We start from the raw sequence: 24,947 nt of genomic DNA, 5'->3' as shown, positions 1-24,947 counted from the left end.
CTCGCATCCGGACAGCGACAAGCCTCGTCTGGTCCGGGTCGGCGAGGCGGCCATCGTGCGCGGGCCGGCCCGGCCGTCGGGGTTCCCGGCGGTACGGACCGGCCGCGCCGCCTGCTGCGTCCCTGGTCGCCGCTGACTAGGCTGAACGACATGTCCGCCGACACCTCCCCGGCCGCCCCCGAGCCGTCCACTGACGCTCGTCCGGGTGAGCCTGCGGGTGCTGCCGGGCCGACAGTCCCGAACCCCCGACCGGCGCCGTCCATCGAGACCGCCGATGCGCCCCCCGCCGCCGATGCGCCCCCCGCCGCCGATGCGCCCCCCGCCACCGATGCGCCCCCCGCCGCCGACGCGGCGCAGCCCGCTGATCCGGCGGCGGGGCTGACCGAGCGGGAGCGGGCCATCCTCGCCTTCGAGCAGCAGTGGTGGCGGCACGCCGGTGCCAAGGAGCAGGCCGTCCGGGACACCTTCGGAATCTCGTCGACCCGGTACTACCAGCTGCTCAACGGCCTGCTCGACAATCCGGCAGCCCTCGCTGCCGACCCGGTGCTGATCAGCCGCCTGCGCCGCCTGCGCTCCTCCCGAGCCCGCAACCGCCGCCGCTAACCCCCCACCCCACCCCACCTCACCCCTCACCCCCTGCCCCGGCGATCTTGCACTTCCTGTCGATGGTTAGTGGCCTTTGGGGGTTTTTGTCGGGACAGAAAGTGCAAGATCGCGGAGGTGGTCGGCGGGCCGGGGCGGGCCTGTTGCGGTCGCATGGCGGGTGGCCCGGCGGGTACGCGGGAGGAGTTCCGGGGTCGCACGCGACCTCGGGCCCAGGAAGGGAGCGGGGTATGACGGCAACGATCCAGAGCGGCACGGGACAGCAGGGGGAGACGCATGCGGCCGTCGACGACCTTCGACAGCGTTGACCCGACCGGTGTGCCGGGGCCGGCGCCGGTGATGCGGGTACGTTCCGCGTCCGCGCCGGCCCCGGGCCGCCCGGTCAACGAGGACCTGGTCTTCCGGTTCGGCCCGCTGGTCGGTGTCCTGGACGGCGCGACGGTGCCGGACGGCTTCGAGACCGGCTGCGTGCACGGGCCCGAGTGGTACGTCCGGCACCTGGCGGCCCGGATCGGCGTCGCCGAGGCGGTGCGCCCGGCGGCCCGGCTGACGAGCAACCTGGCGGCGGCCATCCTCGCCGTACGCGCCGACCACGGCGGGCAGTGCGACCTCGACCACCCGGGCACCCCGTCCAGCACGGTCTGCCTCCTGCGGGACTGTGGCGACCAGGTGGACTACCTGGTGCTCTGCGACAGCCCGCTGGTCCTCGACGTCGGTGGGCAGGTCAGCGTGGTCACCGACGACAGGTTGGACGCGGCGATGGCGGAGCTGCGGGAGACAGTGGCCGTGGTGCCGGGCGGTGCGGCGGACCCGGTCACCCGGTTCCGGCACGCCGTGAGCGTGCAGCGGGAGCGGATGAACCGCACCCACGGCTACTGGGTGGCGGCCTCCGACCCGGACGCTGCCTTCCACGCTGTCACCGGGACCGCGCCCCGGCGCGGTCCCGGGGCGCTACGGCGGGCGGCGCTGCTCAGTGACGGCGCGTCCAGTGCGGTGGAGCAGTTCGCGCTGACCGACTGGGCCGGTCTGCTCGACCTGTTGAGCGCCGACGGTCCGGGGGCGTTGATCGACCGGGTGCGCAACGCCGAGCGCGACCACCCCGACCGGCTGCGCCGACACAAGTCCAGCGACGACGCCTCGGCGGTGTTCTGCGAGTTCGGGTAGGCGTTTTGGGCGTGTGACACCCGGTCGGGTGACAACAGAGCGTGATGTGGAACACCGGGACCGCCCGACCGGCCGGTACCGCTGTCCGGACCGCCAGTGGATGGCCAATGGGGTGGACTTCGGCCGATGAGGGCGGCAGACTGCGGCACGTGGCGGGTGCGGTCCGGCTGGAGCCGGTGGACGAGAGCAACCTGGAGCCGTTGCTCTCCGTAGCGGCTGCGGAGGCGGAGCCGGGTGACGTGATGCCCCCGGTCGAGGCACCCGCGGGCTGGTCGCTCGCCCGTCGCGAGGCGTTCCGCGAGTTCCACCGGGCGAGCTTCGGCGGGCTGGACGGCCCGACCGGTTCGCAGATGTACGCCATCCTCGTCGGTGGCGAAGTGATGGGCATGGTCCGGATGACGCGCTGTGACGAGCCGCGCACGGTGGAGACCGGGATGTGGCTCGGCCGGTCCGCCCGCGGGCAGGGAATCGGCGCGGCTGCCCTACGGGAGCTGCTGAACGCCGCCGCTCGGGCGGGCATGCGGGCCGTGGTCGCCGAGACGACCCCGGACAACATCGGCGCGGTCACCGTGTTGCAGAAGTGTGGCGCGAAACTGCGCGAGGACGGCGGCACGGTGCGCGCCGAAATCTGCCTCGATTCGACGCCGCCCGCCTTCTGAGCCGGCCGTCGGGCCGGCGACGACCACAACGGGTCGCCGCCGACCGCATGGGTCAGGCCGGCAGCCGAACGATGTCGTAGTCGGTGCTGGGCGTGGACTCCACGTCGAACCGGCCGTTCACCACGTACAACGCCGAGCCGAGCAGGTCGCCGGTGGCCGGCGAACGCAGCTGCGGGCCGGTGATCTCCCGCTGCACCACTCCGGCGGTGTAGCCGGCGTTGAGCCGGACCACCGCGATGACGTTGGTCAGGTTCCGGATCACGTAGAGGGTGCGTCCGCGCAGAACCAGCCCGTCGGCCCGTTCCACCGAGTAGCCCCCGAGGTCGACGAGGCGGCTGCCGCCGGTACGCGGGTCGACGCGTACGAGCTGACCGGTGAGCATCTGCGCGACCAGCAGATCACCGTCCGGCAGTGCCACGATCCCGTTGTGGTAGACGTCCGGAGTGGCCGCCGGACCGCTGAGCTGCAGCACCCGGAAGGCGGTGGGGGCTGGAAGGCGACCGCCCGGGCCCAGGGGCACCACGTACAGCACCTGCCGCGCGGAGTCGGTGAAGTAGACCGCTCGCTGGGTGATCACGAGGTCGTTGACGTAGCTGCCCGGAACATCGGTGAACTGGTAGTGGGCCAGCCTGGTGCCGGTGTCCGCGTCGTACACGCTCGCGCCCCCGCCGGAGAAGTCGGCGGTCCAGAGCCGGCCCTGCGGGTCGAGCTTGAGGCCCGCCTTGTCGGTGCCGGGTGTGCCGGGGATCAGCACCGAGCCGCGTCCGGTGCGTAAGTCACCCCGCCACACGGCACCGTCAAGAATGGACCCCACGAAGACGGTGGTGCCCCGGCCGATCGTCAGTCCTTCCGGGGTGAACCCGTTCGGCAGCGCGATCCGGGCGGGGAACGGCTTCGCCGGATGAGCCGCCGCCGGTGCACCGACCGAGACCAGGGTCGCCGCCGCCACGAGGGGGACGATGAGAAGAGAGAGCAGCTTGCGCAAGGAACACCACCTGACGTCGCAGTGGATAACTCCACTGAGGAATGTGACACCTTAGGAACGTCCTGGGCGCGACGAAAGGTTGTGCTGGTCTGATCACTCCCGGCCGGCGGCGTACGCGGCCAGGCTGGCGACCTGGGCCGGGTCCAGCGACGGTCGTACCCGGGCCCGTGCGGTCGACACGTGCTCTGCGGTGACCGTGGCGGCGGCGAGCGACTCCCGCATCGCGGCGAGCGCCGCCTCGCGGATCAGCGCCGCGCAGTCCGCGGCGGAGAAGCCGGTCAGCTCGTCGCCGAGAGCCGGCAGGTCGACGTCCGATGCCAGCGGCACCTGCCGGGACGCGGCCCGCAGGATCTCCGCGCGGGCGGGCCCGTCCGGCGGCGGCACGTAGACCAGCCGCTCCAACCGGCCCGGCCGAAGCAGCGCCGGGTCGACCAGGTCCGGCCGGTTCGTCGCACCGACCACCACCACGTTGCGCAGCGTCTCCACCCCGTCCAGCTCGGTGAGCAGGGCGGCGACCACCCGGTCCGTGGTGCCCCCGTCGGTGGCCTGGCCGCGTACCGGGGCCAGCGCGTCCACCTCGTCCAGGAAGATCAGCGTGGGGGCCGCCTCCCGGGCCCGACGGAACAGCTCGCGGACCGCGCGCTCGCTCTCACCGACCCACTTGGAGAGCAGTTCGGGCCCCTTGACCGACAGCACGTTGGCCCGCCCCGACCCGGCCAGCGCGGTGACCAGGTAGGTCTTGCCGCAGCCCGGTGGCCCGTAGAGCAGCACACCGCGCGGCGGCTGCACGCCGAGCCGGGCGAAGGTGTCCGGGTAGGTCAGCGGCCACAGCACCGATTCGGTCAACGTCTGCTTGACCTCGTCCAGGCCACCCACGTCGTCCAGGGTCACCGAGGCCAGATCCAGCGTGGATGCCGCCATCGTGGTGGGCCGGACCACCTCCCGGGCGGCGGTGAAATCGGCCATCGACACCGTCGGCGTCTCGGCGGACTTCTGCCGCAGCGCCGCGCGTACCCCGGCCTCCCGGACCAGCGCGGCCAGGTCCGCCGCGACGAACCCGGGGGTACGCGCGGCCACCTCGTCCAGCCGGACGTCGTCGGCCAGCGGCACCTGCCGGGTCAGCACGGTGAGCTGTTCGCGGCGCAGTGCCTGGTCCGGGAGCGGGACGCTGATCCGCAGCGACAGCAGGTCAGGCGCGCGCAGCGCGGGGTCGACCGCCTCCGGTCGGCCGGTGGTGCAGACCACCGCGACGCCGGCGCGGATGCTCTCCGCGAGCACCTGCCGGAACACCGTCGCCACCGGACCCGGATCGTCGGCCGGCGCGAGCGCCTCGACGTCGGTGACCAGCAGTACCGCGGGTCCTTCGGCCCGGGCCGCCGATGCCGCGACGCGCAACCGCTCCGCGGCGGCCTGACTGGCCAAGGCGGCCACCTCCGGCGCCCAGAGCGGGTGGACGCGGGCACCGACCCGGGCGGCCACGGCCCGGACCAGCGCCGACTTTCCGGAGCCCGCCGGACCCACGAGCAACACCCCCAACGAGATGGTGGTGCCGAGCCGACCCAGCACCTCCCGGTGGTGGAAGCCGAGGTCCAGCAGCTCGGTCAGCTCCTCGGCCTGGGCCCGCAGCCCGGGCAGCTCGTCCACGTCGGGCGCGTCGTCCGCCGCAACGGCGTCGGCGCTCGCAACCGGCCGGGTCGACGCGGCGCCGGCCGGGGGAGGCCCGCCGTGGGTCGTCGCACCGTGCTCCCAGGCGACCGCTGTGCCCATGGTGACCAGCGCGCCGGCCGCCGGCTCGACCTCGACCACGCTGAGCAGCGTGCTGGTCCAGGCGAAACCGACGGTGTTGGCGAGGCTGCGTCGCGCCGCCTCGACCAGGCTGCGGACCGAGGCGTCCGGCAGTACGTCCTGCGGCAGCAGCGACACGTCGTCCCCGGCGGTGAGCACCTTGCCCAGCAGGGCGAGCCGGAGCATCTCCGGGCTGACCGCCGCGACGACCCCCACCGGCCCGGCCAGGACGACCCGGCTCGCCGGGACCAACGGCACCGGGCCCACCCGCACCTGACCGCCGTCGCGCAGACCGAGGTTACCCAACGTCAGGTCGTCGGCGTACAGCAGGGCGCTGCTCGCGCCCGGCCCGGCCGCCGCCGCGATCCCGGCGGTCTCCCGGCGGCCGACAAGGCGGACCGGGTCGCCGGGGCGCAGCCCCAGCGCTGTCAGTGCCTCCGGGTGCAGGCGCACGATGCCCCGTCGGGCGTCCAGCGCCGCCGGCCGCAGGCTCGCCGTCAAGGTCAGGTCGGGTTGCGCCACTGCCCGACCGTAGCCGCCGGCAGCCAGCCCCGCCGGTCAGCGCCGCGGATCCAGCTCGTCCAGCAGTGTCGGGTCGCTTCGGATCAGCTCGGCCAACCGGGCCGCCGGGTCCGGCGTCAACCCGTCCGGACCGGGCGCCCAGGCGGGCACCGTCCGGCCGGAGAGCGGCCAGACCGGCGGGGGTTCCACCGGAGTCGGCGGGGGAACCGGTCCGACAGTGACGGCAGGGCCGTCCCAGGAGACCCGCATCGGGTACGTCCGACCGGCGTGCTCCACCTGCACTGTCACCGCCACCCCGGGGTAGGCCCCGACGACCTGGCGGACCGCCTCGGCCACCTCCTCCACAGGCCCCCACCCGGCCACCTCACTCGGCGTCTCCACCCCCGCGTGCCGGCCCGACCGGGCGTTGCGGGTGTCGCCGCCGAGGCCGGGGGGGCCCGACGGTGCGGTGGTGTCGTCACGGTCGGCGGCCCGACGGCGCGACGCCTCCTCACGTCGGGCCAGCCGGGCCAGCGTCTCGTCCAGGTCGCCCCTCATCAGATCACCTCTTCCCGCCACGGCCGGAGCTGGTCGGCTCAGGCCCTCCTGTCCCGGGTGGCGCGGTCCAGCGCGCGGTCCAGGACGACCAGTAGTGCGTCCCGCACCGAGAGCCGGTCGCGGGCATCGAACTGCACCAGGGGCACATGGTCACCGATGGCCAGCGCCCAACGGATCTCGCCGAGTTCCAGGGCCAGTCGCCCGTCGAAGGCGTTGACCCCGACGACGAACGGCAGACCGGCCCGCTCGAAGAAGTCGATGGCCGGGAAGCAGTCGTCCAGCCGGGCGCTGTCCACCACCACCAGCGCGCCGAGCGCTCCCCGGGCCAGGTCGTCCCACATGAAGCCGAACCGGGTCTGCCCCGGCGTGCCGAACAGGTAGAGCTTCAGACTGCGGTCGATCGTCACGCAGCCGAAATCCATCGCCACAGTGGTGGTGGTCTTCGTGGACCGGGCACCCGGGTCGTCCACGCCGATCCCGGCGGTGGTCATCTCGGCCTCGGTGGTCAGGGGCGCGATCTCGGAGATGGCACCCACCGTGGTGGTCTTACCCACCCCGAACCCGCCGGCGACCAGGATCTTGACCGGGATCGGCGGTGCGGCCGGCTTACCTGTCGAAGGGCCGGACTCCGCACCGGACGGGGGCCGGTACGGAGGCGGTGCGGTCGGCGGTGGGCCGGCCCGCCCGACTATCGGCCCGGTGCCCGGGGACATGCCGTAACGGGCGGCGGCGCTGTTCGCGGCGACCCCGCCGAGCGGGGCGACCGGCCATTCAGGAGATCGCACGGAGTCCATCAATCACTCGCAGGATGAGATCGGGGTCGACAGCGTCGTCGGTGTCGGTCACGTGCACGTCCAGGTGCCCGGCGGCGCGTAGATCGCCGACCAGGACCCGCGTCACGCCGAAGTGCAGTCGGGCGCGGGCCGAGATCTCGGCCACCGAGATCGGCTCGGCGCAGAGCGCGATGATGGTCTGAAGTTCCGGTGCCAGCAGCGCGCCCGGTGGGCCGGCCCACCAGCCGCTGTCCATGCGGGCCGTCACCTGGGTCTCCAACCCGATCGCCGGGTCGGCACCCGCGACCCGCCCGGAGGTGAGCACGAACGGACGGGGACCGCTCGGCTGGTCCGCGTCCGGCTCCGGCTCGGGCAGCGCCGGTGTCGCCGCCGCGCCCACCCCGGTCGGGGGTGACGTGCGCAGGTACGGCCGGATCCGAACTCTCGGGTCCGGATCCGGATCCTCACCGGCGACGTCGGGGGTCACTGCTGAACGGCGTTCTTCAACTCGACGATCAGTCGCGGGGTCAGGGCGCCACCGGCCCGCCCGGCGAAGAGCGTCATCTCGTACGCGACGGTGCCCAGGTTCGCCGAACGGTCGGCGACCACCCCGAGCACGGAACCGCTGCTGATCGCGCTGATCAGCAGGTAGCCGTCGGCCATGTCGACGATCACCCGGTTCAGGCCGCCGAGGGCGTACCAACTGGCGGCCCCACCGGCGAGGCTGGTCATCCCGGACACGACGGCGGCCAACCGCTCCGCGTTGGACCGATCCTTGATCGCCGACATGGCCATCAGCAGGCCGTCCGAGGAGACCGCGATCGCCTCCAGGACCCCGGCGGTGCTGGAGGTGAAGGAGTCCAGCAACCAGTTGAACGTACGGGCCTCCGGGCTGAGGTCCCCATTGGCGCTGGGCTGACTCTGTTCGACGTTGTCGTGCAGGAAGGGGCTGGTCACCGTGATGATCCTTCTTCGTTCCGGTGGTCGGGGCTGACTTCGCGGAGAGCGCGGGCGACGCCCGCCTCGAACTCGCTGATGAGGTCGCGGACCTCGGCCGGGTCACCGAGGTCGGTGCTGGGCGGCTGGCAGACCGGGATGGCCGTGAGGTTCGCTCCCGGCACCCGTCGGCTCAACCGGGGCCGCTCCGGTGCGGCGTCGGTCGAGCCACCACCACGCGGCACCGTGGGGCCGGCGCCTCCCGGGGTGCTGGGCAGGTCGACGGTCGGGCCCAAGTCCACCACGGCCGCCCCGGCGCCGGCCGACGGGTCGCCGGCCGTCCGCGCCGACGCGCGGTCGAGGCCCGGTGCCACGTGCAGCTCCGCGCGGCGTACGCCGGCTTGGAAGGCCTCGACCAGCGCGCGGGCGGCGGCGGGGTCCGCGCTGGTGGCGTCCACCGGCCGGGTCGCCGGAGCGGTGGCGTGCAGCGTGGCGCCGGGCACCCGCTGCCGCACCCGTGGCCCGCCCGGCTTGCTCACCGGCTCCGGGTCCGGGGGTTCCGGGGCGGCCTGCTCCGGTTGGCCCCGACCGAACGCGTTCCAGGACGGGCCGGCGTCCAGGCTGAGGGTGGCCCGGCTCAGCAGGTCCGAGTCGAAGTGCGCCGGCGCGGCGATGGCCACCGCGCTGGGCCGCGCTTCGTGCTCGGGGTTGGGCGCAGTCGTCGTACGCCGGTCCCGGTTCGGCACCACGGCGCGGGCCACAGTGGCTCCGGCGCGGTCGGCGCGGCGCAGCACCAGCGACGTCGACGGGATCTCCAGCTGTGCGGTCACGCCTCCGCCACCCGTGGCGGCCAGGGCGACCTGCCAGCCGTGCCGACGGGCCAACCGGCCCACCACGAAGAGGCCGAGCACCTCGGTCGGGGCCAGGTCGAGACGTTCCCGGCGGGTCAACCGGGCGTTCTCCTCAGCCAGGCGTTGCTCGCTCATGCCGATGCCGTGGTCCACCACTGTGAGACGTACGCCGAGGCCGGACGTCTCGGCGGCCACCAGCACCCGGGTGTGCGGCGGGGAGAAGACTGTGGCGTTCTCCATCAGCTCGGCCAGCGTCAGGACGAGGTCACCGACCACCGCCGGCGCGGCCGAGACGCCCGCCGGAACCTGCACCTCCACCCGGGTGTAGTCCTCGATCTCACCGAGCGCCAACCGGACCACGTCGGCCAGCGGCACCGGCGCGGTGTGCACGTCGGCCCCGGCCGAGCCGGAGAGCACCACGAGGCTGCCGGCGTTTCGCCGCAACCGGCTGGAGATGTGGTCGAGTCGGTACAGGTGCTCCAGGCGGCCCGGGTCGGCCTCCTGCTGCTCCAGCCGGTCGATCAGCGCGATCTGCCGACCCACCAGGTTCTGGGTACGCCGTCCGACGTGGCCGAACATCTGCGCCACGTTGCGTCGGCCGGCGACCTGCCGCTCGACCAGCTGCGCCGCGGTGTTCTGCACCCGGTCGAAGGCCCGCGCCAGGTCGCCGATCTCGTCGTTGGCGCGGATGTCCACCGGCTCCAGCCGGACCGCCTGGTGTCTCTCCACCTCGTCGTCGGTGACCCGGACCAGTTCCGCCTCGGCGACCCGGGCGACCCGGTCGGCCGAGCGGGTGAGTCGGGTCAGTGGTCGGGCCACCGTCCGCGCCACCGCCACACTGAGCAGCACCACCAGCGTCAGGATCAACGCCGCAGCGGCACCGACCAGGTACGCGGCGGTCAGCGCGCGCCGCTGCTCGGCCGTCACCTCGGCGAGCACGTCGGCGATCAGCTTCTTCTCGACGAACTGACCGAGCCGGATCATCGTGCGGACGGCCGGGAAGAGCGCCTCCATCGGCACGGGACGGACAGCGGCGGCCGGATCCCGGGCGCTCCTGACCAGGAAGTCGGGGCTGGTACGCGCGGCCACGGCGGCGTCGTTGAGCTGGGCCACCTTGAGCTGCTCGGGCGTGATCAGGCTGCGGAAGCGCGAGTTGTCGACCATGAGCGCGGCGATGCACGCCACGTACCCGGCAGTGGTGTCCGGGGTGCCGATCGCCTTGACCAACAGGCTCAGGGTGGCGCAGGTGCCCAGGCCCTCGTCGGAGCGGAGCAGCCCGTCGAGGGCGAGCACCTGACGGCCCGGCAACGTGTCGGTGTCCACCCCGACCACCAGCCGCAGCGACTCGATGATCCCCTTGTTGACCGGGCCGAACGCGTCCATCACCTGAATCGGCTTGGCGGCCCCGGCCAGGACGGCGGTGCGCAGCTCGACGAGGCGGGACACGCCGTCGAGGGCGCGGTCGACCTGCTCGGTCAGCGCGTCGCTCCGCGCCGCCCGCAGGTCGGCCACCCGGTCGTCCACGTCCGCGGACTTACGGACCAGCTCACCGCGCTCGACCCGGCCGAGCAGGAAGCCGACGGAGAGGATGCGTTCCTGCTGGAGGTCCTGGACCAGGCTGCCGACCCGGCTGGCGAGCCGGACCCGTTCGGCGGTGTCGCCGGCCCGCTGTGCCGCGGCGACCCGGTCGAGCATCACCGGCACGGCCAGGCCGACCATGCTGAGCAGCGGAATCACCACGAGCAGCGCGAGCTTGCCGCGGATCCGGAGCCTACCGAGCAGCATCGAACGCCCCCCACTGTGCGGTCTCCGGGTCACGGGTCGCGCCGACCGGTTGCAGCGCACGCGCCTCGTCGGCGGGCGGTTGCCACAGGTCGCGCTGCGGCGGGGTGTCGGGACTCTCCGCGTGGGTCGCGGCCAGGGCGGCCCGCCGTTGTGCCCGGCGACCGGCGGCGACCAGCAACGCGGCGAGCCAGCCCAGCAGCAGGACGGCGACGACACCCGCCCCGGCGGTCAGCCAGCGGTCCCGGTCGAGCCGATCGATGCGCTCGGCCAGCAGGGAGTCCAGTTCGCTGAGGATGACCGGCTGAAGCTGGCGGGCGGAGCGGTGCGAGCTGAGCGCGGCGGCACTCAACTGGCCCGGGTCGACCACGCCGGTGTCCTTGGCCGGCAGGCTGTACCCGGCGAGCGCCTCCACCGAGCGCTGGTAGGTGTCCAGTGGGGTCAGCACGTTGGCACCGAGGTCGGTGCTCTCCGAACCGTCCACTGCCGAGCGCAGGTTGTCGACGAGGTCCGCGGCGGGGGTCAGAGCGGACACCCGCAGGCCGGTCAGCTCCAGCAGGCCGCGTGGTTGCTCGGCGGCGGGCCGGCGGGCGACAAGCGTGGACAGGTCGGCCAGCCGACCGGCGCCGATCACCGCCTCGGGAAGCTCCTGGCCGGCGCTGTCCTGGAGGAAGAACGAGTCGGCCTCGGGGTCACGGACCAGCCCGGAACTCTCCCGGACCTTCCGGTGCAGGGCCAGCAGCAGGTCGGAGACCTCGCCGTACGCGGTGTAGGCGGCCTCGGGGTCGGTGGCGCTGCGGCCGCGCAGCGCCTCCAGCTTGGCCCGTACGCCGGCCCAGCGTTCCTGGCTGAGCAGCTCCTTGCCGATGCGGGCGTCCACCGCGGCTACCTTCTCGACGGCCTCGTTCAACGCCTCCCGGGCGACGGGGCGGCCGTTCACCGCGTTGGACTGTGCCTCCACGAGGGCGTCGGTGACCGCCGCCAGCGCGGTGAGGTACTGCACGCCGAGCCGTTCCCGGGCGGCGAGGTCCCGGTCGTCGGTGATCTGCCGCCAGTTTGACGTGACGAGCAGGCCCAACGGTGCCAGCAGTGCTCCGATGAGCAGCAGGGGCAGCAGCCGGCCCAGCGTGGACGGCCGTCGACGGGCCCGCGGCGCGGGGACTGTCATGTGTGTCTCCTCCGGCGTGGGGCGCTGATCGGCGCGGCGTCGGGCTGGCCGACAAGTCCCGTGCACCGGACCGGAAAACTAATCGAACCGCCGCCGGGTCAGACCTCACTCGGGGAGTCAGGTTCGCGTCACTTCGAGTCATGTCACCATTTGTCCGCGTTACCGCCACGCTCCGTATCCGCCGTGGGTGTGACATGGAGGGATCGAGGTGGATATCTGCGTAAGATCGGAATTCACGGGATCCGAACTCAACTCACTGTGCCGCGTCGGACGGTGCGCGCTCGCACCCCGTCGGGCACCGATCGGGGCAACCGGACGGACGTACGGCGGATCTCAGCCAACGCTCAGGCTGTGGGCCGTACCGTGTGCCGCATGACATCGCCGTCGCCGGCCGCGTGGTTCCGGCGTGCCCTTCCCACCCGCCGCCGGGCGATCGCCGCCGCGGTGGTCGTCGTGCTGTTGGCCGCCGCCGTGACCTGGGCGGTGTGGCCGCAGGGACCGGGCGTACGCACCGAGAGCGCGATGCTCACCGTCCGCTCCGGACCGTCCGGTGACGAACCGGTGAACCTGGACACCACCCTCTATCTGCCGGACGACGCCTCGTCCGGTCAGAAGGTGCCGGCGGTGCTGCTGGCGCACGGGTTCGGCGGCACGAAGGAGTCGGTGCGCTCCGACGCGGAGGAGTTCGCCGGGCGCGGCTACGCGGTGCTCACCTGGACGGCGCGGGGTTTCGGCCGCAGCGGCGGTGAGATCCACCTGGACAACCCGGACTACGAGGTACGCGACGCCGAGCGACTGCTGGACTGGCTGGCCGCCCGGCCGGAGGTGCGCACCGATGCGGCCGGCGACCCGAAGGTCGGTGTGGTCGGCGGCTCCTACGGCGGTGGGTTGGCGTTGTTGTTGGCTGCCCAGGACCGTCGGGTCGACGCGATCGTGCCCATGATCACTTGGAACGACCTGTCCCGCGCGTTCCTGCCGGAGAGCACCGGCGGAGCGCCGACCGAGGGCGTGTTCAAGAAGGGCTGGGCCGGCCTCTTCTTCGGCGGGGGCGGCAACGTGGGCTCCGGCCCGGCCGGGCTCTCCGGAGCGATCGCCGCCCAGCCACAGGGCGCACCGGAGTCGGCCGGTCCGCCCAGCCCTGGACCGGGGGCCGGCCCCGGCACCGGTCCCGGTGGCGCCCCGGCGGGTGCCGCCGACCCGTCCTGCGGTCGGTTCGCCGCCGACGTCTGCGCCGCGTACCTCCGGATCGCCACCACCGGCCGCGCCGACCAGGCCGCCGTGGACCTGCTGCGCCGCTCCAGCCCGGCCGGTGTGCTGGACCAGATCAAGGCCCCCACCCTGCTGGTGCAGGGCGAGGCGGACACCCTCTTCCCGCTCGGTGAGGCGGACGCGAACGCGCGGGGCATCGCCGCCGCCGGCACCCCGGTACGGGTCGCCTGGTTCACCGGCGGGCACGACGGCGGCAGCGGACCCCGGTCGGACTCCGACCGGGTGAAGTTCCTGACCGTCCAGTGGCTCGACCACTACGTCAAGGGCGAGGGGGACGCGCCCGGCGACGACTTCACCTGGTCGCGGATCGCCGGCTTCGACGCGCTCGACAGAGGTCTCGTCGCCACCGGTTTCCGCCGCGCCGACTACCCGGGCCTCGCCGGCAACGCCCGCCGGGAGGTGACGGTCGCCGGCCCGGCGCAGCCGATCGCGAACCCGCCGAACGGCAACCCGGCCGCCATCTCCTCGATTCCGTTCGCGGGCGGGCTCGCCTCGCTGCTGGACGGCGTGGCCGGTGACGTGCCCGGCCAGCACGCCCAGTTCGAGTCCACCCCGCTGACCGAGGCCGTGGACGTGGCCGGTGCGCCCACCGTCACCCTGCGGGCCGCGTCGCCGACCGGCGAGGCTGTGCTCTTCGTCAAGCTCTACGACGTCGACAAGGACGGGGCGGCCACCCTGCCGAACGGCCTGGTCGCCCCGATCCGGCTCAGCGGCCTGCCGCAGCAGGTGCAGGACGCCCGCCCGGTCACCGTGACGCTGCCCGGGATCGTCCGCCGGGTGGAGGCCGGGCACCGGCTGCGCCTGGTGGTGGCCACCTCCGACCAGGCGTACACGACGCCGGCCGCGCCGACCGTCTACACGGTTGCCGCGGACGGTGCGGTCAGCCTGCCGACGGTCAGCGGTGAGCCGATCCCCACCGCGGCGACGATCTGGCGCTGGGTGCTCGCCGGTCTGCTCGCCGCCATCGTGATCGGGCTCGTCGTGGTCGTCGCCCTGGTCCGCCGCCGGCACCGCCGCCAGGACCGCTCGGTGCACCCGGAGTACGCGGACACCCCGCTGGCCGTGCGCGCGCTGCGCAAGGAGTACGCGGACGGCTTCGTCGCCGTGTCGAACGTGGACTTCGAGGTGCACCCGGGTCAGGTCGTTGGTCTGCTCGGGCCGAACGGTGCCGGTAAGACCACCACCCTGCGGGTGCTGATGGGGCTGACCCAGCCGACCGCCGGGGAGATCTACGTCTTCGGTCGTCGGCTGGTGCCCGGCTCGCCGGTGCTGTCCCGGATCGGGGCGCTGGTGGAGGGGCCGGGCTTCCTGCCGCACCTGTCGGGCCTGGACAACCTGAAGGCGTACTGGCGGGCCACCGGGCGGCCGTGGGAGGACGCGCAGTTCGACGCGGCGCTGGAGATCGCCGGGCTGGGTGACTCGGTGCACCGGAGGATCAAGAACTACAGCCACGGTATGCGCCAGCGGCTCGCCATCGCCCAGGCCATGCTCGGTCTCCCCGAACTGCTGGTGTTGGACGAGCCGACCGACGGGCTCGACCCGCCGCAGATCGCCGAGATGCGCCGGGTGCTCCAGCGGTACGCCACGGACGGCCGGGCGGTGCTGGTCTCCAGTCACCTGCTGGCCGAGGTCGAGCAGACGTGCACGCACGCGGTGGTGGTGAACAAGGGTCGGATCGTGGCGTCCGGGCCGGTGGAGGAGATCGTGGGCGAGTCGCCGAGCGTGCTCTTCGACGTCACCGACCCGGTGGCGGCGCGGGCGGTGCTGGACCGGCTGCACGGGGTCCGCGTGTTGCCGGAGAGCGACGGCCAACTGGTTGTCGACACCAACGGCACGGCCCGCAGCGAGGTGGTGGCGGAGCTGGTGCGCGCCGGCATCGGGGTGGACCGGGTGGTGCCCCGGCGGCGCCTGGAGGACGCGTTCCTCGCCCTGGTGGGCGAGAACTCTCGGGGAAGCGGTGACCGGTGATGGTTGTTACTGACGCGGGTGAGGCCCGTGGCTACCGACCGTCGGCCACCCTGCCGCTGATGGCGGAGTTCCGCCGGCAGGCGTCCCGGCGGCGAACCCAGTTGGCGCTCGGGTTCATGGTGTTGCTGCCGCTGATCATCCTGATCGCGTTCCAGTTCGACTCGGGCGGCGACGACGACAATGGCCGCAACGAGTTCGCCAGCCTGGTCGAGCTGGCCACCTCGGGCGGGCTCAACTTCACCCTGTTCTCGATCTTCGTTTCGGCGTCGTTCCTGCTGGTGGTGGTCGTCGCGCTGTTCTGCGGCGACACGGTGGCCAGTGAGGCGAGCTGGGGCAGCCTGCGGTATCTGTTGGCGATCCCGGTGCCCCGGGCGCGGTTGTTGACTGTGAAGCTGGTGGTCGCGCTCGCGTACTCGGGGCTGGCCCTGCTGCTGTTGGCCGGCACCGCGTTGCTGGCCGGCACCCTGCGCTACGGCTGGTCGCCGCTGCGCAGCACTGTCGCCGCCGAGCTGGAACCGACCGAGGGGTTGCTCCGGCTGCTGGCCGTGCTGGGCTACCTGGCGGTCGTCCTGCTCGTGGTGGCCGGTCTGGCGTTCCTGCTGTCGGTGATCACGGACGCCGCGCTGGGCGCGGTGGGTGGTGCGGTTCTGCTCTGGATCCTGTCCAGCATCCTGGACCAGATCACCGCCCTGGGCGCGCTGCGTGACTTCCTGCCGACCCACTTCAGCACCGCCTGGCTGGGTCTGCTGTCGACTCCGGTGCAGACCGACGATGTGGTGCGCGGCTGCATATCGGCGGTCAGCTACGCGACGCTGTTCTGGGGGCTGGCGTTCTGGCGCTTCACCCGCAAGGACATCACGTCGTAGCCTTCTTCCAGGCGCTGACGCCGATCCGGCCGGTGTTGCCGAGGTCGATCGGCCCGTCCGGGTCGACCTCCTCGGCCGGCTGCCCGGCGGCGGGCGCCACAGTCAGGAACTCGCCGTTGGTGGCGACCACCGTCGAGTCGGTGGCCAGGTTGCGCCAGAGCACCACGGCGGTGGCCCGCTCCCCGGCGGCGAGGGTGACCTGCCGGGGTGGTTGGTCGAAGCCCGAGGTGATCTCCTTGGCGCCGTTGACCACCCGCAGCATGACCGGCTCGCGCGCCTCGTCGAACACGTGCAGCACCGGGTACCCGTTGAGCTGGTAGGGGCGCTCGCCGCAGTTGACCAGTTCCAGACCGAGGGCGCGCAGGCCCATCGCGGCGTCCCCGCCGGTCGACCGGATCCGGACACCGCTCGCCGGGCACCCGGCCGGCGGCTCGGTGCTGGCGGTCGGGCCGGCTTCCGACCTCGACGCGGCGGGCGGCGGTCCGCTCGGGTCCCCACCCTGGCCTTCATGGTCACGAGTGCAGCCGCCGAGCACGAGAGTCGTCGCGACAGTCGCGACAGTCGCGGCGATGCGTCGCAGTGCTGCCGTGTCGCGGGAGATCATCCGTTGATCCTCGCCCATGGAGGTGTCTCGCTGGCGTCCGGCGTCGACCCGACCCGTGAGCGACCCGCCGGACCCCGCGTCACGAGGCCAGGCAGGGTCCGTCGTGGTCGGCCGGGTGCCCGCAGCGGCCGGTCCCGTCGAGCCTGGTGTCGCACCAGACCCGGGTACGCACCAACTGCCGGTCCTCCTCGCTGAGCGTCGTCTCACCGAAGTTGAGCCGCCCCTTGTTTTGCCGACGAGGGCCGCCTCGGTCCCAACATATGATGCCTAGTATCACTAGTGCAACCCTTGGAACACCTAGAACTTGATGTCATAAGCAAAGAGTGGTCAGATGGTGGTGCCGACGAGGGAGCACCACCATGCCAGTCACGCCGTTCTACGAACGCATCGCCACCGAGATTCGCGATCGAATCAAGTCCGGTGACCTGAAGCCTGGCGACAAGCTGCCGTCGATCTCCGAACTCTGCGCCCATTACGGGGTCTCGACCCAGGTCATCCGCTCGGCCATGTTGACACTGCGCGCTGAGGGTCTGGTCGAGGGGCATCAGGGTCGCGGCGTCTTCGTACGGGATCGAGCCGGCGACCAGCGGTAGGCGTGCCTAGCTGGCTGGGAGTACCTCGCATGCCCTCACCACGAAATTCGAGCCGCACGTAGCCGGGCTAGCGTCTGCTCGGTCGCCTTGATGGCCGCCCGGATCTGCTGCTGGGCGTTGGTCGCTGCCCCGCAAATTGCCACAGTCCGCGAGACGGCACCACATCAGAGTTGCCGCCCGCGTACGCCGGATGGGCCGATGCGTAGGCGCTGACCTGGATCGCCTCCGCGCGAGAATGCGCTTATTCGGCGATCTTGCACTTTCCGCTGTCGGTATGAAGCGATGCGTCCCTTGTGTCGGAACAGGAAGCGCAAGATCGCGGAGAAGGGGTGGGTCGGGGCGAGGAAACGTCATACCATTTTCGGAGGGGATTTTCCCACCAGCAAGGAAGTTATGACGTTCGATGCCTGCGTGCCTCAGGATCATTGAGACCCATTCAATATCCTCGATGGAGGTGTCATGAACGTCTCTCGGCTCGGCGGGCCGACCCTGTCCCTGTTCCGCATCGTGATCGGTCTGCTGTTCACGTTGCACGGCCTGTCCTCGGTGTTCGGGTTGTTCGGCGGCAACCCGATGACTGGCAAGGCGGTACCGTTCGGCACCTGGCCGGGCTGGTGGGCCGCCTTGATCCAGCTGGTCTGCGGCGTACTGGTGCTGGTCGGGCTCTTCGCCCGACCCGCCGCGCTGCTCGCCTCCGGCTCGATGGCGTACGCCTACTTCGTTGTGCACCAGCCGGATGCCCTGCTGCCGCTGCACAACGGAGGCGAGCTGGCGGCGCTCTTCTGCTGGGCGTTCCTGCTGGTCGCGGCTCTCGGCCCGGGTGCCTGGGCCCTCGACACGCTGCTCGCCCGGCGTCGTACCGACAGCCCTTCGGTCTCGGCTTCGGCGGCCGAGCCCGGCACGGTGTCCGTCTGATCTGACCCGAACCACGCGTCGCCGAAGTCTCAACGAGGCGGCTTCGGCGGCGCGTCCGGTCAAGGGGCCGGCCGATGTGCTCCGGCCCGGGGCCGGCCGATGTGCTCCGGCCCGGGGCCGCCCGACACTCCCGGTCGCGGCGCCACCTCTTCGCTGATGTCGTAGACGATTCAGCTCCACAGTGAGCGTCGGAGGCATGTCCCAGCCGCCGAGGTCGCGTGCCGCCACCAACCGGCTGGTGCGGCCACGCGGACCGCAACCGCCGCCGGCGAGCGAAGGCGGGGCCGGGGTCAGGCCGGCGGACGCTGGGTGAGGACCGCGTCCAGCAGGCCGGGGTAGAGCTTGTCCAGCTCGTCCCGGCGGAGCCGGACCAGTCGGCTGGTGCCGGCCGCCCGGGTCCGGGTCAGCCCCGCCTCGCGCAGCACCTTGAGGTGGTGGCTGCGGGTCGCCTTGGAGACGCCGAAGTCGAAACTGCCGCAGGCTGACTCGCCGCCCTCGGCGAGCGCCCGGACGATCTGTAGCCGCACGTCGTCGGCGAGTGCGGCCAACACGTTGGTGACCGGTACGGCGGTCAGGTCGGGCTCGTGCGGCTCCATGTGACCAGTGTAACCCTTGTTCGACAACCATCGAACGACGCCCTATGGTCAGTCTCGTTGGTTCGACGATACTCGAACATTGGAGTTGCCGATGCGATCCCGCGCCACCGCGTACCCACTGGTCGCCGTGCTCGGCTGGGGCGTGATGTTCCCGATCCTGGCGAGCGCGCTCCACCGGGTCGACCCGCTCAACCTGACCACCGCGCGCTACCTGCTGGCCGCCGTCGTCCTGGTCGCCATCCTGCTGCTCCGCGAGGGTGCCGGCGCGCTCCGCCACGGCGGCCGGGCGCTGGAGGTGGTGGTGCTCGGAGTGGTCGGCTTCGCGGGCTTCAACCTGCTCACCAACCTGGCGCTCGAACACGCGGCCCCGCAGCAGATCTCCCTCTTCGTGGCCACCACCCCGGTGATCACCCAGCTGGTCCGCTGGGCTCGCGACGGCGTACGCCCGAAGCCGCTCCTGCTGGCCCTCTCCCTGGTGGCGCTCCTCGGCGTCGGCCTGGTGATCACGCGCGGGAGCCTGGCCGGGCTCGGCCAGTTCGGCCTCGGTGGGCTCATGATGATCGGCGCGGTGCTGGGTTGGGGCATCTACACCCACGGTGCCAGCCGGTTCGGCGAGTGGTCCCCGCTGCGCTTCACCACACTGACCGCGCTCGCCGGCACGGCCGCCATGCTCGTCCTGAGCATCGGCGCCGACGCCGTCGGCTGGCAGCACGCGCCGGCCGCCGCCGACCTCGTGGCGGTCGCCCCGCAACTGGCGTACGCCGTGCTGGTGGGTGCCGTGATCGCGGTCCTGGCCTGGAACACCGGCGTGCAGCGACTCGGCGCCGCCAACGCCGCGCTGTTCATGAACCTGGTCCCGGTGACCACCTTCGCGGTGCAGATCGCCCGCGGCTACCGCCCGGAGCCCGTTGAACTGGTCGGGGCCGCCATCACGATCGCCGCCCTGATCGCCGCGAACCTCGCCGCCCGGCCCCGGGCCGCAGCGCTGCCCCGGACGGACGCGGTGACGGACCCGGTCGCGGTGACCGACCCGGTCGCGGTGAGTTTCCGCTGACCCAATACCTGGGATCAGTGGTAGCAGGGGCCGACAGCGTTGTCCTAGACTCGACGGCACAACTGAATACCTCATCCAGAGGGGCTGAGGGATACGGCCCGACGACGCCCCGGCAACCACCCCGCGCGCTCACCGCTGAGCGACCCGCGGGGCAGGTGCCAATTCCGTCCCCGCCGCACCGTGCGATGCGGGGAAAGATGAGAGGACTCTCGACATGACGTCGACGCTCGTCGCCTCCGGCATCGACACCGCTGCCAGCCCCGCCCGCGCCCTGGTCTGCCGTGCCTGTTCGGCCCGCTACCCGCTCGCCGCCCAGCACGCCTGTTACGAGTGTTTCGGCCCGCTGGAAGTCGACTACGACACCGCCGCGCTGGCCACCGTCACCCGCGAGCAGATCGAGGCCGGCCCGAACAACATCTGGCGGTACGCCGCCCTGCTCCCCGCCGGTCAGGACCCGGCCACCCGGGTCACCCTCGACCCGGGCCTGACCCCACTGGTGGCGGCCCCGCACCTCGCCGCCGAGCTGGGCATCACCGCGCCGCTCTGGGTCAAGGACGACAGCGCCAACCCCACCCACTCGTTCAAGGACCGGGTCGTCTCGGTGGCGCTCACCGCCGCCAAGGCCCTCGGCTTCAGCCGGTTCGCCTGCGCGTCGACCGGTAACCTGGCCAACTCGGTGGCCGCCCACGCGGCCCGCGCCGGGGTGCCCTCGGTGGTCTTCATCCCCAGCGACCTGGAACAGGGCAAGGTCATCACCACCGCCGTCTACGGTGGCGAACTGGTCGCCATCGACGGCTCGTACGACGATGTCAACCGGCTCTGCGGTGAGCTGGTGGAGACCGACGAATTCGAGGACACCGCGTTCGTCAACGTGAACGTCCGGCCGTACTACGCGGAGGGCTCCAAGACTCTCGGCTACGAGGTGGCCGAGCAGCTCGGCTGGCGAATCCCGGCGCAGGTGGTCATCCCCATGGCCAGCGGCGAGCTGCTCACCAAGATTGACAAGGCGTTCTCCGAGCTGGTGGAGATCGGCCTGGTCGAGGCGCCCGCCGACGGCTGGAAGGTCTTCGGGGCGCAGTCCGCCGGCTGCAACCCGATCGCCGTCGCACTGCACGGCGAGACCGACACGATCGTCCCGGTCAAGCCCACCGGCATCGCCAAGTCACTCAACATCGGCGACCCGGCGGCCGGCCTCTACGCCCTGGAGGCGGTCCGCCGCACCGGCGGCTGGATGGAGTACGTCGACGACGACGAGATCCGCGCGGGCATCCGCGATCTGGCCCGTACCACCGGGGTCTTCGCGGAAACCGCCGGTGGGGTGACCGTGGCGGTGCTGCGCAAGCTGGTCGAGTCCGGTCGGCTCGACCCGACGGCCGAGACCGTCGTCTTCAACACCGGCGAGGGTCTGAAGACCATCGACGCGGTGGCCGGCCAGGTCGGGCCGACCCACCACATCAAGCCCTCGCTGCGCGCCGCCCGCGACGCCGGCCTCCTGGGCTGAACGGCCTACCCGGCACCGGGGCCGAGTGGATCAGTCGGTAACTGGGTTTTCGCTGTGAGTGTGGAAAACCCGCCGCTACGGACTTGACGGCAGGAACCGGACGGCGCAAGATGCTCCGTGCGGGAGGGCATTTCGCCGAAGACTTTTGAAGTTCTTGCGACCCAACGCCGGAGGCGTTGTGCGAGTGTCCCTCCCGACCAACGTTCGATCGGGCCAGCGAGTAATTCGCTGGCCCGATCGCTTTTGTGCGGTGCACGCTCACCGGCATGAGCATCACCATCGCGTCGTTCGACGGCGCCGACCGGACGTCGGTCGACGAGGCGTACCGGATCGGGTCGGCCGCCAACGACGCCGATCTGCCGGACTTCCCGCCCTCCTGCCGGCGCCGCTTCGACGCGCTGTTCCACACGCCGATGCCCGGTACCCGGTCGCTCTGGGCGCTGGCCCGTCTGGACGGCGTACCGGCCGGCTACCTCCAACTGGACCTGCCGCAGCTCGACAACACCGACAACGCCACCGCCGAGCTGCTGGTGCATCCGCAGCTGCGGCGCCGGGGCGTTGGCCGGGCCCTGCACGAGTACGGGCTGCGCCTGCTCCGCGAGCACGGCCGCAAGCGGATGGTGGCGATGACCGTCTCCGCGCTGCCCGGCGGGCCGGCCCGAAGCGTGGCCGGTGACGCGTTCGCCGCCGCGACCGGAGCCCAGCCCGCTCTCGCCGAGGTACGCCGACGGCTCGACGTCGGCGACATCGACCGGGTCGCTCTGCGGGCGGCGCTCGCCGAGGCACAACCCCGAGCCGAGGGCTATCACTCGGTCTGCTGGCAGGGCTCCACCCCACAGGAGTACGTCGGCGACATCGCCTACCTGGACGGTCGGTTGTTGATGGACGCCCCCATGGGCGACGTGCAGTGGGAACCGGAGCAGGTGGACGCCGAGCGGATCCGCGGCAACGAACGGGCGCTGGACGCCCGGGGCCGGCGGCGCTACCACCTCGGGATGCGACACGAGGCGTCCGGCCGGCTGGTCGCCTGGACCCTGCTGGACGTGGGAGCTGCCGCCGACTGGCACGCGTTCCAGCAGATCACCATCGTCGACCCGGCCCACCGTGGGCACCGGCTCGGCCTCATCGCCAAGGTGGAGAACCTGCACCACCTGCTCACCCACGAGCCGGCGGTACAGGTGATCGACACTTTCAACGCGGCCAGCAACAGTTACATGGTGTCGATCAACGAGCAGCTCGGCTTCCGTCCGGTGGACCGGTGGACCGACTGGCAGCTCACCCTCTGAGGCGACCGTTCACTCGGCCACCCGTTCCAGGCGCTCCACCAGCTCGCCGATCGCGGCGTGGAAGTCGTCGTCCGGGGTGAACCCGTGGCCCTGCACCGGTGGGGGCACGGTGTCGGTCGGTGGGATGAGCAGCCCCTTGGGATCCCGTACCCGACGGTCGACCCGGGCGGCCGGGTCGTCGGGTCCATCAACGAACGGTACGAACACGGGTCCGCCGACCGGGTCGGTGTACCGCCACAGATTGATCCACCGCCAGGCCAACCGGCTGCCCACCTCGCGCAACATCTCGTCGCTGACGTACGCCGGGAAGATCCGCCGGTACCGGTTTCCGAGCGGGGCACCGTAGGTGAGCAGAGCCACCCGCCGACGGCAGTGGTCGGGCAGTTGGAGGACCGTCACCGCCGCGAGCACGCTGCCGTGACTCTGTCCGGACAGCACCACGGCGTTCCCATCGGCGGTGAGCTGCCCGATCCGACGGGTCAGCTCGGGGACCGCCCGCTCGACGTAGCACGGCGGGGCGAGCGGATGTGCGGCACGCGGCCAGAAGGTGGCCAGCTCCCAGAGCACCCCGACCAGCCGGATCGCGCCGGACCGGTAGGCGACCAGTCCCAGCACGGCGAGACCCATGGCGAAGAGCCCGATCAGCAGGGCGCCCAGGTCGGTCACGAAGATCACCGGACGGGCCAGCGGCTCGCCGCCGAGTCGGAAAGTGAGCGCACCCGGCCCGGGACCGATCACCGAAAGCCCGGCCGCCGCGAGGGTGAGCAGCGCCAACGCCACATACGCGCTGGCCATCAGCGGCCCGAGTCGATCCGTCAGCCGGGCACGCACGATCGCGTCGCGGACGGCCCGGACCCGTTCGGGGGCCGCCCGGGAGGCTTCCGGATAGTCCCGCCGGACCAGTTCCTCGGCACCCCGGCGGCGACGATTCCGGCTGATCCGGGGTATGAGCAGGGCCGTCACGAGCACCAGGAGTGTTGCGAGAGTGAAGCCGAGGGTGACCCAGCGGTAGGCGATCGGCGGCGACAACGGTGGCGCACCAGGCGGCAGAGGTCGTGCCGGCGTCGGGCTGGAACCTCGGTCCAGATACTCGGCGAGCCCGTAGGTAAGGCCCGAGTCGTAGGCGACGCCCAACCCGATCGCGACGGTGATCAGCACCGGCGCGCCCAACCCGGCCAGCAGGAAGAAGGGGCGGGGCAGGGAACGGCGCTGCACCACGACCACCAGGCCCAGCATCGCGAGCAGCACCACCTGCCCGGCGAACAACCCGGCGACCGCCGTGCCGTACCCCGGCAACATCCCCTCGGCTGTCCACGGCGGCCGTGGCGCCGATGCGTATCCCAGGGTCAGTGCGGTGAGCGCGACAGCCGCCCAGCGGATCGTCCGCGCACTCCGCTGGTCCTGCTCTCCGCGCCGCTCGATCGCCGCCCCGCAGAGCAGCACCACCGCGCCGGCGAGCAGCGCCACGTCCGCCGTCAGCAGCAGCCAGCCGAGCAGGTTGGCGTCGTGCGGCGCCAGGGCCAGCAGCAGAGTGAGGTCGAGCGTGCCCAGCGCCACCGCGACGTGAACCGAGCGCAGGCGGCGCAGCAGTGAGCGGGTGTCCCAGAAGGCGGGCGCGTCGAGCCGGTCCGCGCCCACCCCGGGCCCGTGGTCGCTGTCCTCGGGGAGCTGCCAGGTCCGGGCACCGAGCCGCCAGATCAGGCCGATCGCGATGATGGGCGGTACGGCCAGCAGCGCGAGTCGCTGCCCGGGCGGCACGTCGCCCAGCCAGGAAAGCTCCCGCCGCCCCTCCAGACACCTCGGGTAGGCAGCGCACTGCCACGCGATCAGGTCGAGGGACACCCCGACGGTCGAGAGCACGTACATCGCGGTCATCGTCGCGGCCAACAGTCGGCACAGCGCCCGCGCGGCGTGGCCGCCGCGCCCCGTGACCGGCAGCATCCAGACCGCGATGTTGCTGAGCATGAACGGCAAGAGTAGGACCAGGGAAAACGTCCGGGTGGCGGTGCCACCGGTCAGCCTGCTCCATCGGTACGCCTCAAGCGTCACCCCGTTGTGATCCGTGGGAACGCCGTAGCCGGGTCGGGGCCGGTAGAAGCCGGCGTTGTCGTCTCCCGCGACCCGCGCGACGATCGGTCGGTCGAGGATCGCCTCGGGCCCCTTGTCGGCCACCCCGTGCACCCGGATCTCGGTGATCCTCACCCGCTGCCCTCCCCTGGCCGAAGGCCCGCGGTTACCCGCTGTCGCCGCAGGCAACCCCGTGCCGTCGGCCATTGGCGCTTCTGCTCGGGAACTCGACTGCGGAGTGAGCCGCTGCCGGGCATTCGCGCTACTGCTCGCGGACCGGACTCAGGCATGATGGCGGGCATGACGGAGACCCCGCATCCCCTGTACGACAGGCACGCCGACACCCTCAACCGTGCGCTGACCGCGATCACGGAGCGGGGCTACTGGTCCGCCTATCCCGAATCCCCCAGCCCCCGGGTGTACGGCGAGACCGCCGCCGCCGACGGTAAGGCCGCCTTCGAGG

21 protein-coding genes and 1 riboswitch are annotated in these 24,947 nt (G+C 72.2%); of the genes, 10 read left to right on the top strand and 11 right to left on the bottom strand.

The genetic code is table 11. The features are described 5' to 3' along the window. The first annotated feature begins 150 nt into the window (after nt 1-150). The 3 genes from ABZ749_RS05390 (at nt 151) to ABZ749_RS05380 (ending at nt 2,426) form a co-directional block, all read left to right on the top strand. Nucleotides 151-603: a DUF3263 domain-containing protein gene (locus tag ABZ749_RS05390; protein ID WP_357222975.1), complete on the top strand. Its 453-nt coding sequence runs from the start codon at nt 151-153 to the stop codon at nt 601-603. 276 nt (nt 604-879) lie between these two features. Continuing rightward, nucleotides 880-1,767: a hypothetical protein gene (locus tag ABZ749_RS05385; RefSeq protein WP_357222972.1), complete on the top strand. Its 888-nt coding sequence runs from the start codon at nt 880-882 to the stop codon at nt 1,765-1,767. 149 nt (nt 1,768-1,916) lie between these two features. Next, a complete protein-coding gene (locus tag ABZ749_RS05380; protein WP_357222978.1) occupies nt 1,917-2,426 on the top strand; it encodes a GNAT family N-acetyltransferase in 510 nt (169 codons plus the stop codon). A gap of 52 nt (nt 2,427-2,478) precedes the next feature. Here the strand turns inward: ABZ749_RS05380 and ABZ749_RS05375 are convergent, their stop codons facing one another. The 8 genes from ABZ749_RS05375 to ABZ749_RS05340 form a co-directional block, all read right to left on the bottom strand. After that, complete coding sequence (locus ABZ749_RS05375; RefSeq protein ID WP_124860406.1) at nt 2,479-3,411, bottom strand: superoxide dismutase; 933 nt, start codon at nt 3,409-3,411, stop codon at nt 2,479-2,481. 93 nt (nt 3,412-3,504) lie between these two features. Further along, nucleotides 3,505-5,718, bottom strand: coding sequence for an AAA family ATPase (locus tag ABZ749_RS05370; RefSeq protein WP_357222969.1), 2,214 nt, complete (start codon nt 5,716-5,718; stop codon nt 3,505-3,507). Between the two features lie 36 nt (nt 5,719-5,754). Next, the gene (locus ABZ749_RS05365; protein ID WP_357222966.1) at nt 5,755-6,255 is read right to left on the bottom strand and encodes a hypothetical protein; all 501 of its coding nucleotides are present in this window, start codon (nt 6,253-6,255) and stop codon (nt 5,755-5,757) included. Nucleotides 6,256-6,293: 38 nt separating this feature from the next. Then, a complete protein-coding gene (locus tag ABZ749_RS05360) occupies nt 6,294-7,049 on the bottom strand; it encodes an ATP/GTP-binding protein (protein WP_357222963.1) in 756 nt (251 codons plus the stop codon). Next, nucleotides 7,027-7,515 (bottom strand): DUF742 domain-containing protein, encoded by a 489-nt coding sequence (locus ABZ749_RS05355; RefSeq protein ID WP_355005865.1) that lies wholly within the window; start codon nt 7,513-7,515, stop codon nt 7,027-7,029. Before ABZ749_RS05355 ends, ABZ749_RS05360 begins: the two co-directional genes overlap by 23 nt. Continuing rightward, nucleotides 7,512-7,985: a roadblock/LC7 domain-containing protein gene (locus ABZ749_RS05350; RefSeq protein WP_355005864.1), complete on the bottom strand. Its 474-nt coding sequence runs from the start codon at nt 7,983-7,985 to the stop codon at nt 7,512-7,514. Before ABZ749_RS05350 ends, ABZ749_RS05355 begins: the two co-directional genes overlap by 4 nt. Continuing rightward, nucleotides 7,982-10,600 carry a nitrate- and nitrite sensing domain-containing protein gene (locus tag ABZ749_RS05345; protein ID WP_357222960.1) on the bottom strand — a complete coding sequence of 873 codons (2,619 nt, stop codon included), beginning with the start codon at nt 10,598-10,600 and terminating at the stop codon, nt 7,982-7,984. Before ABZ749_RS05345 ends, ABZ749_RS05350 begins: the two co-directional genes overlap by 4 nt. Beyond that, a complete protein-coding gene (locus tag ABZ749_RS05340; protein ID WP_357222957.1) occupies nt 10,587-11,765 on the bottom strand; it encodes a hypothetical protein in 1,179 nt (392 codons plus the stop codon). Before ABZ749_RS05340 ends, ABZ749_RS05345 begins: the two co-directional genes overlap by 14 nt. Before the next feature lie 372 nt (nt 11,766-12,137). Here ABZ749_RS05340 and ABZ749_RS05335 point away from each other — a divergent pair, with 372 nt between their 5' ends. Together ABZ749_RS05335 and ABZ749_RS05330 are read left to right on the top strand one after the other, a co-directional pair. Further along, complete coding sequence (locus tag ABZ749_RS05335) at nt 12,138-15,002, top strand: alpha/beta fold hydrolase (protein ID WP_357222954.1); 2,865 nt, start codon at nt 12,138-12,140, stop codon at nt 15,000-15,002. Then, nucleotides 15,002-15,868, top strand: coding sequence for an ABC transporter permease subunit (locus tag ABZ749_RS05330; RefSeq protein ID WP_357222952.1), 867 nt, complete (start codon nt 15,002-15,004; stop codon nt 15,866-15,868). Before ABZ749_RS05335 ends, ABZ749_RS05330 begins: the two co-directional genes overlap by 1 nt. Here ABZ749_RS05330 and ABZ749_RS05325 read toward each other — a convergent pair. Continuing rightward, complete coding sequence (locus ABZ749_RS05325; RefSeq protein WP_357222949.1) at nt 15,858-16,472, bottom strand: DUF4232 domain-containing protein; 615 nt, start codon at nt 16,470-16,472, stop codon at nt 15,858-15,860. The genes ABZ749_RS05330 and ABZ749_RS05325 overlap by 11 nt on opposite strands. 359 nt (nt 16,473-16,831) lie before the next feature. Here ABZ749_RS05325 and ABZ749_RS05320 point away from each other — a divergent pair, with 359 nt between their 5' ends. Then, the gene (locus ABZ749_RS05320; RefSeq protein ID WP_357222946.1) at nt 16,832-17,065 is read left to right on the top strand and encodes a winged helix-turn-helix domain-containing protein; all 234 of its coding nucleotides are present in this window, start codon (nt 16,832-16,834) and stop codon (nt 17,063-17,065) included. 459 nt (nt 17,066-17,524) lie between these two features. Continuing rightward, nucleotides 17,525-17,980 carry a DoxX family protein gene (locus ABZ749_RS05315; protein ID WP_357193992.1) on the top strand — a complete coding sequence of 152 codons (456 nt, stop codon included), beginning with the start codon at nt 17,525-17,527 and terminating at the stop codon, nt 17,978-17,980. Nucleotides 17,981-18,270: 290 nt separating this feature from the next. Here the strand turns inward: ABZ749_RS05315 and ABZ749_RS05310 are convergent, their stop codons facing one another. Then, the gene (locus ABZ749_RS05310; RefSeq protein WP_355005850.1) at nt 18,271-18,576 is read right to left on the bottom strand and encodes a metalloregulator ArsR/SmtB family transcription factor; all 306 of its coding nucleotides are present in this window, start codon (nt 18,574-18,576) and stop codon (nt 18,271-18,273) included. Nucleotides 18,577-18,667: 91 nt separating this feature from the next. Here ABZ749_RS05310 and ABZ749_RS05305 point away from each other — a divergent pair, with 91 nt between their 5' ends. The 3 genes from ABZ749_RS05305 (at nt 18,668) to ABZ749_RS05295 (ending at nt 22,417) form a co-directional block, all read left to right on the top strand. Then, a complete protein-coding gene (locus ABZ749_RS05305) occupies nt 18,668-19,630 on the top strand; it encodes a DMT family transporter (protein WP_357222943.1) in 963 nt (320 codons plus the stop codon). Nucleotides 19,631-19,698: 68 nt separating this feature from the next. Continuing rightward, a riboswitch (SAM riboswitch) is annotated at nt 19,699-19,834 on the top strand. 10 nt (nt 19,835-19,844) lie between these two features. Continuing rightward, entirely contained in the window at nt 19,845-21,131 is a 1,287-nt protein-coding gene (gene thrC / locus ABZ749_RS05300; RefSeq protein WP_357222940.1) for a threonine synthase, read from the top strand. A gap of 266 nt (nt 21,132-21,397) precedes the next feature. Further along, nucleotides 21,398-22,417 carry a GNAT family N-acetyltransferase gene (locus ABZ749_RS05295; protein WP_357222938.1) on the top strand — a complete coding sequence of 340 codons (1,020 nt, stop codon included), beginning with the start codon at nt 21,398-21,400 and terminating at the stop codon, nt 22,415-22,417. Between the two features lie 9 nt (nt 22,418-22,426). On the opposite strand, the gene ABZ749_RS05290 is transcribed toward ABZ749_RS05295, so the two are convergent. Next, on the bottom strand, nt 22,427-24,619 hold the full coding sequence (locus ABZ749_RS05290; protein WP_357222935.1) for a hypothetical protein: 2,193 nt from the start codon (nt 24,617-24,619) through the stop codon (nt 22,427-22,429). Nucleotides 24,620-24,947: the final 328 nt, after the last annotated feature.

Origin of the sequence: Micromonospora sp. NPDC047753 (assembly GCF_040642735.1) — a bacterium.
Lineage (GTDB): Bacteria > Actinomycetota > Actinomycetes > Mycobacteriales > Micromonosporaceae > Micromonospora.
This window is presented reverse-complemented; position numbering and strand designations above follow the sequence as displayed.